At 51.4% G+C, this 8,843-nt stretch carries 10 protein-coding genes; 4 read left to right on the plus strand and 6 right to left on the minus strand.

All coding sequences use genetic code 11. The features are described 5' to 3' along the window. Positions 1-76 precede the first annotated feature (76 nt). The 5 genes from HN413_15015 to HN413_15035 form a co-directional block, all read right to left on the minus strand. On the minus strand, positions 77-1,057 hold the full coding sequence (locus HN413_15015; GenBank protein ID MBT3391707.1) for a hypothetical protein: 981 nt from the start codon (positions 1,055-1,057) through the stop codon (positions 77-79). A 78-nt stretch (positions 1,058-1,135) separates the two neighbouring features. Beyond that, positions 1,136-1,924, minus strand: coding sequence for a hypothetical protein (locus HN413_15020; GenBank protein MBT3391708.1), 789 nt, complete (start codon positions 1,922-1,924; stop codon positions 1,136-1,138). A 50-nt stretch (positions 1,925-1,974) separates the two neighbouring features. Next, a complete protein-coding gene (locus tag HN413_15025; protein ID MBT3391709.1) occupies positions 1,975-2,715 on the minus strand; it encodes a PIG-L family deacetylase in 741 nt (246 codons plus the stop codon). Then, positions 2,708-3,721 (minus strand): CAP domain-containing protein, encoded by a 1,014-nt coding sequence (locus HN413_15030; GenBank protein MBT3391710.1) that lies wholly within the window; start codon positions 3,719-3,721, stop codon positions 2,708-2,710. Before HN413_15030 ends, HN413_15025 begins: the two co-directional genes overlap by 8 nt. A 6-nt stretch (positions 3,722-3,727) precedes the next feature. Beyond that, complete coding sequence (locus tag HN413_15035) at positions 3,728-4,411, minus strand: hypothetical protein (GenBank protein MBT3391711.1); 684 nt, start codon at positions 4,409-4,411, stop codon at positions 3,728-3,730. Positions 4,412-4,514: 103 nt separating this feature from the next. On the opposite strand from HN413_15035, the gene HN413_15040 reads away from it, so the two are divergent. The 3 genes from HN413_15040 (at position 4,515) to HN413_15050 (ending at position 7,151) form a co-directional block, all read left to right on the plus strand. After that, positions 4,515-5,612: a prohibitin family protein gene (locus HN413_15040; protein MBT3391712.1), complete on the plus strand. Its 1,098-nt coding sequence runs from the start codon at positions 4,515-4,517 to the stop codon at positions 5,610-5,612. 92 nt (positions 5,613-5,704) lie between these two features. Beyond that, entirely contained in the window at positions 5,705-6,775 is a 1,071-nt protein-coding gene (selD, locus tag HN413_15045) for a selenide, water dikinase SelD (protein MBT3391713.1), read from the plus strand. 172 nt (positions 6,776-6,947) lie between these two features. Beyond that, positions 6,948-7,151, plus strand: coding sequence for a hypothetical protein (locus HN413_15050; protein ID MBT3391714.1), 204 nt, complete (start codon positions 6,948-6,950; stop codon positions 7,149-7,151). Positions 7,152-7,248: 97 nt separating this feature from the next. On the opposite strand, the gene HN413_15055 is transcribed toward HN413_15050, so the two are convergent. Next, positions 7,249-7,614 (minus strand): TIGR03987 family protein, encoded by a 366-nt coding sequence (locus HN413_15055; protein MBT3391715.1) that lies wholly within the window; start codon positions 7,612-7,614, stop codon positions 7,249-7,251. A gap of 884 nt (positions 7,615-8,498) precedes the next feature. On the opposite strand from HN413_15055, the gene HN413_15060 reads away from it, so the two are divergent. After that, positions 8,499-8,843 (plus strand): hypothetical protein (locus HN413_15060; GenBank protein ID MBT3391716.1); only part of this gene is annotated, 345 nt, incomplete at its 3' end.

An 8,843-nucleotide genomic window follows, 5' to 3' on the forward strand; every position in this document is an offset into this window, starting at 1 on the left:
ACACGGATGACGCGGCTTAGGCGGATTTTTTAATTATTTATCCGCGCTAATCTGTTAAATCCGCGTCATCGGCGTTCTATTTATCTTTGGAATCGCTCTTTGCTTCCAGGGCGCGTTGCATCAAAGTTTGGAAAACACTCAATAACTCAGACCCATGCGCCAGTTCTTGCGGTGTAAATGAGACAATGGTGCGGGCATTCTTCAAGTTTTGGCTGGCTTCGGCCAGACGGGCGGCCTGTGGCGTCAGCATCAGCAGTTCAGGGCTGCTCTTGAGTACGTCAAGTTCTTCCTTCTCAAAAGCGAGACGCATCCGGTTGCGCTCCAATTCATCTTCAAGACCTTTCTGAGCCAGCACTGACTCTTTTCCGAGCAGAGTCCCCTTCAAAACCAGATTTTTCATCTCAAGCTCGTGTTCCATTTGCGAAATTTCTTCATCAGCCTGAATTTTCGCTTTAGCAGCGGCCGAGCGCGCCTGATGACTCAAACGTTCGGTTTGCTCTAGCAAGCGCGCCTGTTCTTGCTGGCGCAGCGCTTCGCCAATCTCCGGGTCGGTCGGTTCCAGCGACTGAATGGCCAGCGAAATCAACTCGACGCCGAATTTTTCTTCGATAAGCGTCGAGCGCGCGTTCAAATAGCTCAAAATTTCGGTCGATGAAAGCGCGTGAATCTCACATTTTTCGATATATTCTTTAACCAGCCCCTGAAGCAGAACTTGCACTTCATCGGCAACGCGCGCGACGGCTTCCGTGTTCCACCCGCCGATGCGGATCAACGCGGGAATATGCTCAAGCGAGGGTGCAACCGAACCCACCAGTTTAATGCGCACTTCCAGATTGCCAACGGCGGCCGCTTCTAACGTCAAACGAATCGGGCTGGTGGTGCGTTCAAGCGGCAAACTAAGATGCCGCGGGTAAACCAATCCTTTGCGAATTTGGATCTGCCCATTGGCTTCATAAAGAAATAAATAATCAGGCTTCCGTATGCGATATTCAAATAAAACCAGCAATACCAAAACACCGACAACCACCCCGGTAAGAATTCCAATTGTGTTATCCATAATCTATAACTCCTCGAATAATACTTAAACAGCGCAGATTATACTCAATCTGGCAAAATGCTTCAGAGGGAAAACGCTCTAAATTTGGATAGTGGATTCAACACCTGGAATATATCCACTTTTCCAAAGGGAGGTTCCAATTTGCACGGCGCTGGCTCCCGCCTTCAGCATGATTTCTACCTCCGAGGCGGATCGCACACCCCCGGCCCCAATCACAGGGAGTCCAGCCCGCGCGAGTTGTTCCACCGCCCGCAGCGCCAGCGGAAAAATCGCCGGGCCATTAAGCCGTCCACTAACCCTCACCCCCGACCCCTCTCCCTCATAGGGAGAGGGGAGCAAGCCGCGTGGCGCGCCCAAACTGACCGCGCTGGCTCCAGCATCCACGGCCGCTTGCGCCAATATCAGGCTGCCATCCAGGGGTACACGCACCAACACCGGAAGTTCACCCAGCGCTGCTTGTGCAAATTGCGCCGCGAGGCTGGCATCCGCATCAGGGGGCAGGCCCACTTCAATTCCCATCACGCTCCCCGCGCCTTCAATCCGCTCAACCATCCAGCCCAATTCATCCGGATTCTGCGCCAAGAGATGCACAATCACCGGCAAAGAAGCTGAAGCCCAATAGCGTCCATAGCGCCGGAGGGCTTGCGACAAACCGGGGTTGGGCAAACCCGTATGCAGCAAGAATCCACCCGGAAAGGGTATATAACGCGTGCCTTTGGCTGGCGTGCGCGGCAAACGGCTGATGGGATTCGTGACAAAAGCGCCAAAGCGCGAGAAATCCAGCGGGCTGTGCGGATCGGGGAAAAAGCCCAGCATCCCGGCGGCATTCATGAGGGGTTGAGCGAAAAAGAAATCTGTTTTGGGCATCGTAATAAACACAGTGATAAGTTACAAGTTGAAGGTTACACGTTGAACTTTCAACCTGCAACCTTCAACCGATAAATTTCAAGAACATCTACCAGCCTATCATCCAGCAATCCTATCACCCGATGCAGCCCCTCCACCTTCATCAACACTTCCGGGACACTCAACTGCCGCCCGGCACGTTTCGATGAACGGCGCACGAAAAGCGCATTCTGAGTGCGATGGCAATAAGCCGCGGCGGCTTTTTGCTCGAAGGCTGCGCTAATGTCAAGAATCAAGTCGGCAGGATCATCGGTATTGGCGAGACGCGGGCGCGGGTGTTCGGGGAAACTCGGCGAGAAGGTGTAGAGCGAGATGCCATCTGGCATGGCCGCGATCACCGCCCGATGCGTAAGCACATGCGCCGGATGACCGTACTCGCCATTCGAGCCGTGAGTAATCACCGCATCAGGGCAAAGTTGCTGGATATAGTCACGCAGGCGTTGCATCAGTTCGTCAAAATCGTCGGTGTAGGGGTGCAGTTCTTCATTCTCGCCGACGGTAGGGTCAATATAATCAAGAAACTCAACACTTGTGCCGCCCAGAGCTTGCGCGGCGCAGCGCATCTCCTGTTCGCGCACGCGGCCTAATTCGGGGCGTTCACAAAGCGGGGGTTCGCCCAACTCGCCGCCTTCGCCCCGCGTAGCACAAAGAACATGCACATTGGCTCCGGCACGCGCCAGCAAAGCCAGTGTTCCGCCACAAAGGATGGTTTCATCATCAGGATGAGCGACAACAGCCAAAATCTTATTCATCAGAAACCAGCATCATCACCAGATCACTGGCGGGGATATTTTCGCCATTCAGGACAACCCAAATGCGAAGATGATAATACCCCGACTGTGCGTTGCCCGGCAGAATCATGCGCAGCTTATAATCGCCATTCCAGTCCAATGTCGCAGGGATTTGATCCACAAACTCAGCAGGAGATGTATAAGTGGATGTGTCGTTTAACGCCGAAATGCTCATTGGAGATGGCAGCGGCTCAAATGCCAGATTGATGAGGGGTTGACTCACCCCAGGAAGTAATTCAAATTTGATAATAATCAACTCGCCGGGATGCGCTGTAAAAACATTTCCATCAGCATCGGTATGAAGCACCAAATACTGATTGGTAAACTCCTGCGCCACGCGGAATTCACCGCTCAGGGGATCATAGGCCATCCCCACGCCAACATGCGTATGTTCCGGTGTAAGAATATTCGCCCGATGGCCGGGGCTGTTCATTAAGGCTTCCTGGGCTTCACGTACACGCGCAGCCCAATTTGCTTCCCAAACCGGGCTGCCATCATCATAGCGGCTATAGTATGAATACACATTTTCCATAACGACAGCCTGCCCACCGGACAGGCCATAGCGAATATCTGGGCCCAGCCCGGCCAGGTTCCAATGCGACATATAGCCAGCATTCGCCATTTCTTGCGCATGTTGGCGGCCAACTTCAGCCGCGTGTGCATCCCACTGAACTGGCTCTAAACCTTCAGCAACCCTGTCTACATTAATAAGTTCAAGCATATAAGCCGCAAGGGCATCAAGATCGGGGGTGTCACCCACTATGACAGGTGCAACCGGCGTGGGGTAAGGTGTGGGTGTGAAATTAGGGGGTGGCGGAGTGTCTACGAATAAATCTAACACTTCTGGCTTCGTTTTGATGCCAAAATAGGCCAGCGCCAATCCCCCGGCAAGCCAAAATAACCAGCCGATGCGTATTTTACGGCTTCTTGCTCGTCGCTTCTTTCGTCGTTTTTGTTTACGTGCCATATTTGATTACCATTGTAATTGCTTCAAATCCAACACTGGGCCATCTTTGCAAGCCAATTTATAGCTTTTGCGGGCGGGAACAGCGCATACGCCGCACTCGGCCAGCGCGCCGCAAGGCATGGGGGAGATAATTAATGTCTGGGCTGTGCAGGCCGGGCGTTCGTGCGGGGCCAATCCCAGGATCGTACGCAACTTGGGCAATATTTCAATTGTCAGTTCGAGAGCCAAGAAATCGGCCCAGGGTATGGCTTCGGGCAAATCCGCGAGGCGGCGAACTTCAACGGAGACGGGGAGATCGGGCAAGGCCGCATCTGTAAAAATGGCAATATCGGCTTGCGGGTTTTGGTGGATCAGGGGCAGCAGACGTGCCAACCCGCCGCCGAGGGAGGCCAAAGCGATATGACTGGTCTCCGCCGGGAGGTTGAATCCGTGCCCGAGGGGTCCGCGTAGATCAAGCTCTAGCCCAGGGAGCCAGTGTTTCGGTGGGAGCGTTGGGCTTTGCAGAATCACCTCAGGGGCAGAACCCACCCGAAAAAGAGGAACCGCCAAAACGGAGTCCGCTGTACCATCATCGGCGAGCAGATATTGCCCTGGAGCGGGGGTCAACGCTGAAGAACAATCCACGCGTAGCAACAAATTGTCATCAAATCCGTATATGATCTCAGAGATGCGTCCTTTGCCGTTTTGCATACAGGCATGGTATCATGTTTGGGTTGTATTGTGAAATACTTATAAATAGGGCTTTTCCCTTACAGGCGCAAAGCCCTAATCAATATACAAGGAGTTTGAAAAGATGAATGTTACTGTTGCTATTTCTGCAATTGCTGGTCTGGCCTGGTTGGCCGTTGTTGGCCTGCTCGCTTTTATTGTAATGCGTGCGTCCCGACAAAAACCAGTCAAAGGTATGGTTACTACGCTCATTGTTATCTTGCTACTGGCAGTAATTTTAAATACGGCCAGCGCCGGGTTGATTTTCATAGAGCCACAGGAACGCGGTGTGGTGATCTCGGCTATTCAAGATGGTATCCGCCCGGAGGCTTTGCAGCCTGGTTTGCGCTGGGTGGTACCTTATTTCGAAAGTGTCATCACGTACCCGATTTCGCGCCAAACCTATACCATGTCGATCGCTTCCGAGGAGGGTCAAATACAAGGTGATGACTCGGTTGAAGCGCGCACATCGGATGGGCAGGTTGTCCTAATTGATGCTTCGATCATCTTCGTCATTGACCCCGCCGAGGTTGTCGATGTGCATGTCAAGTGGCAAGATCAATATATCAACAACCTGGTGCGCCCGCAATCGCGCGGTGTGATCCGAGATGCGGTTTCACAGTTCGGCATCGAAGAAGTTTACAGCTCCCAACGCCTGGTGTTGACCGAGATGATGACCACCCAAATGGCCGAAACAATGGAAGAAGGCGGCCTGATATTGGTAGACTTCATCTTGCGCAATATCACTTTTTCGGACGAATATGCCGCTTCGGTTGAACAAAAACAGATCGCTGAGCAATTAGCGCAACAAGCTTTCTTTGTTGTTGAACAGCGTAAACAAGAAGCTGAACAGGCCCGTCAAACCGCAGAAGGCAGCGCCGATGCCGCGGTGATTCGCGCCCAGGGTGAAGCCGACTCGCTGTTGATTAACGCCCAGGCTCTGGCTGATGCGCGCATCATCCAGGCGCAGGCTGAGGCAGAAGCCTTGCAATTGATCGCCGATGTGATAAAAAATAGCCCGGATTTGCTGACGTACCGCTATATCGAGGAATTAACCCCCAGCATTGATGTGATGCTGCTGCCCAGCGACAATCCGTTCTTATTCCCGTTGCCGGAAATGAATAACACCCAACCAGCCACTGTGCTACCGGTCACGCCGGATACTGGAACCGAAAGCCCGTAGGTTACAAACTACAAACACCAAGCCACAAGTCGCAAGTTTCAGATGATGATCTCTGCTTGCGACTTGCAGCTTGTAGCTTGCAAATCAAAAAAATGAGCGAACAAAACGCCGAAACTTCCTCCGAAAAGAAAATTCGCCTGACAACGCTGTCAAGCTGTTCGGGTTGAGCGTCAAAATTAAGCGCAGAAGCGCTGGCGCAGGTGCTGCGTCCAATTGAAAATATATTTGACAACCGCGATTATCCTGATCTTTTAGTGGGGCTTGGCGATCCCGATGATGCCGCGGTCTGGCGGCTCGACGGTGAACGCGCCTTGGTGGTGACAACCGATTTTTTCACCCCTGTCGTGGATACACCCTATGAATACGGAGCCATCGCCGCGGCAAATAGTCTCTCGGATGTGTATGCGATGGGCGGCACACCATTTTTGGCGCTGAATATAGCCGCTTTCCCCCCTGAATTGCCACCCGATTTCCTCGGCGAAATTTTACGCGGCGGGGCAGAGAAGGCGTGCGAGGCCAAAGTGGTCGTCGTCGGGGGGCATACCATTCAGGATAAAGAACCAAAATACGGCCTGATTGTGCTGGGTTTCGCACATCCCGATAAAATGATGACCAAAGGTGGTGCGCGTCCCGGCGATGTGCTGCTGCTCAGCAAGCCGCTGGGCTTTGGCACAACGACCACAGCCATCAAGGGTCAAAAAGCATCTCCAGCAGATTTGAACGAAGTCATCGAGTGGATGTCACGTCTGAACCGCGAGGCGGCTTCCCTGGGGGTGGAGTTTGGCACCCGGGGAGCGACGGACATCACCGGATTTAGCTTGCTCGGCCACGCCTGGGAGATGGCATCTGCCTCGGGGGTTGGCTTGCGCTTCGAGTGGAATAAAATCCCCTTCACCTCAGGGGCGATGCGTTATGCCAAAGATTTTATTTTCCCCGGCGGAGCATCCGACAATCGCCTGTATTTTTCTAAAAATGTGCGTTTCATCCGCGAGATGGAAGAGTACGAAGAACTGCTGCTCTTTGATCCGCAAACCAGCGGTGGTTTGCTGCTGGCCGTACCGCCCAAAAATGTCGAAGCCATGCTGCAACGCGCCGAAGCCATTCATCAGCCACTCTGGGTGATGGGTGAAGTCACCGAAGGAAACTATATCGAGATTGTCTAAACCAAACTCGGATTTTTACCCCTGATAGATACGCAACCTGGGGACGCACTTTGCGTATACACTGGTAGTCAGTTAATTCTAAACCTGCCAGGTTAACCCAAATGACCGACCGCAAACAAGCATCGCACAAAAACCTGGCAGATCTTTACCTACAACTTTAAAGGAGAATGCTGTGAACAATCGTCCAGGCTGTTTATCGGGGCTATTAAAACTATTCTTGCTTGATACGCTTTTTGACTGGTTGCAAGATCGCTTCGGCTTCGGGCGCGGGCCATCCTGCATAGGCTGTGGTTGCGGCTTCATTTTGCTAATCGTCTTCATAGCCCTGAGTTGCTCGATTGTCACGGGGACCGACTGGTTCAGTTTTAGTTTTTAGAAACCCGAATTTTTTACCGGAGATGAGTGAGGGAAGGCAACATTCATCTCCGGTTGTACAAACCCCGCAGGTTATCTGAAAAATACTACTCAAGACATCAGCCGCCAATTTGAAAAAGCATCGGGCTGAAATATGGTATCAACCAAATCACCCAAACTGCAACGCTAAATCTGTGAAAATTCTGGATCGCTTGCTCATCTTTTCGAAGCAGCACAATCCCTGCCCATACAGCGTGGATGAGCATCAGCAATATTGCGATCAGCCCGCTGATACCGTGAACGTCGAAGGTCAGGCCGCCTGCAAATTCGAGCATTAACCCCGTTCCCCAGGTATCACAGATCAGCCCCAACACAAAGAAGGCCAAATGCCAGAGTTTCAAGCGGCCTGCGAAGCGCTCACTCCAAACCCCAATCGAATAAAACACTAGTGCGGCTGCCATAATCATGCTTGCTGCTGGATCCATAGTAAGCTCCTTGTGGAATAGGGTTTAGGATTTTCACATCGCCATAAGAATTTGTCGAAGAAATGGGAGAAGCAAGATGTTTCGTGCCTTACATACCCCAATTACCCGTTTTCGATCGCGAGAGTTTCAAGATTATAAATCGAAAAAGCCATCCTTTACAGGATGGCTTTTTCGCGTGTGACCCTAACCAGGTGAGTTCCAAACCGCACCCTTCCCCGATTCTGGGAAAAAATTGGTTGCGGAGGGAATAAGTCACGTCAGAATTACTTATCAGAATGAAAATTCTCGTCACGGAATTCGTAAAGGAACGCGGGCGTTACCTAAAAATTCGAGTGAGATATAATCATTACGGAGCCGTGTCTCGATAAACCTAAGGTAATTGGTGAAACAGAACTCCCCCAAAAGAGCAACCATCTCCCCCTCAACAGGCCACAGATAGGCCAGCCTCGGCGACCAAAATATCACCGAGGCAGCATCTTCAGTTTGAACACATCTCCCTGGAACAGGGGCTTTCTCAAAGCACCATATTCACTATGATCCAGGACAATTTGGGTTTCTTATGGTTTGGGACCGAGGATGGGTTGAACAAATACGATGGCTACACCTTTACCGTCTACGAACAGGTGAAAGATAAGCTACTTGTGCTAATCCTGTTCTTGGGAACATCCATCCTTCCTCTGATTTCGATACTGTCTCCCTTACTGGATGCATTTGATTTCCGCATCTGGAAATCAAGGATGATCATAGATTGATAACAAGATGAAACATTTTGGGAAGCAATATCAAGATTATATGAAAGCCACTCCCTGCCTGTTTCCTGCCTTGGGAAAGAAAAGAACTTTAATGTAAGTAGGAAGCTTATAATTTATTTCTGGAGAAAGAAAATGACTACTTATAGGAACCGCCTCTCTCTAATTTTTCAATTCATCAGCATGATCATGGTCTTGACCATGTTGTTCGGATGCGGCCCTTCTACGGCCGAACTTGCTGCCGAAAATTATACGCCGCTCTCCCAGGGCGACTGGCCTGTTTCGACGCCCGAAGAACAGGGGCTGGATCCGAACCTACTTAAGGATTTTTACAGGAATGCGAGCAAGCTGGACACGATCTACAGTTTGTTGGTCATCAAAAATGGCTCCATAGTGGCGGAGCAGTACTTTAACGAAGGTTCTCCCGAGCAGAAGGCTTTTATCCAATCGATATCCAAGAGTTATATCTCGGCCTTGGTC

The organism is Chloroflexota bacterium (assembly GCA_018648225.1).
Taxonomy (GTDB): domain Bacteria; phylum Chloroflexota; class Anaerolineae; order Anaerolineales; family UBA11858; genus NIOZ-UU35.

Excerpts from the sequence above, each read along its gene's own strand:
- HN413_15015 (MBT3391707.1), bottom strand. The coding sequence starts at position 1,057 with ATGGATAACACAATTGGAATTCTTACCGGGGTGGTTGTCGGTGTTTTG.
- HN413_15025 (MBT3391709.1), bottom strand. The coding sequence starts at position 2,715 with ATGAATAAGATTTTGGCTGTTGTCGCTCATCCTGATGATGAAACCATC.
- HN413_15030 (MBT3391710.1), bottom strand. The coding sequence starts at position 3,721 with ATGGCACGTAAACAAAAACGACGAAAGAAGCGACGAGCAAGAAGCCGT.
- HN413_15055 (MBT3391715.1), bottom strand. The coding sequence starts at position 7,614 with ATGGATCCAGCAGCAAGCATGATTATGGCAGCCGCACTAGTGTTTTAT.
- HN413_15035 (MBT3391711.1), bottom strand. The coding sequence starts at position 4,411 with ATGCAAAACGGCAAAGGACGCATCTCTGAGATCATATACGGATTTGAT.
- HN413_15020 (MBT3391708.1), bottom strand. The coding sequence starts at position 1,924 with ATGCCCAAAACAGATTTCTTTTTCGCTCAACCCCTCATGAATGCCGCC.
- HN413_15040 (MBT3391712.1), top strand. The coding sequence starts at position 4,515 with ATGAATGTTACTGTTGCTATTTCTGCAATTGCTGGTCTGGCCTGGTTG.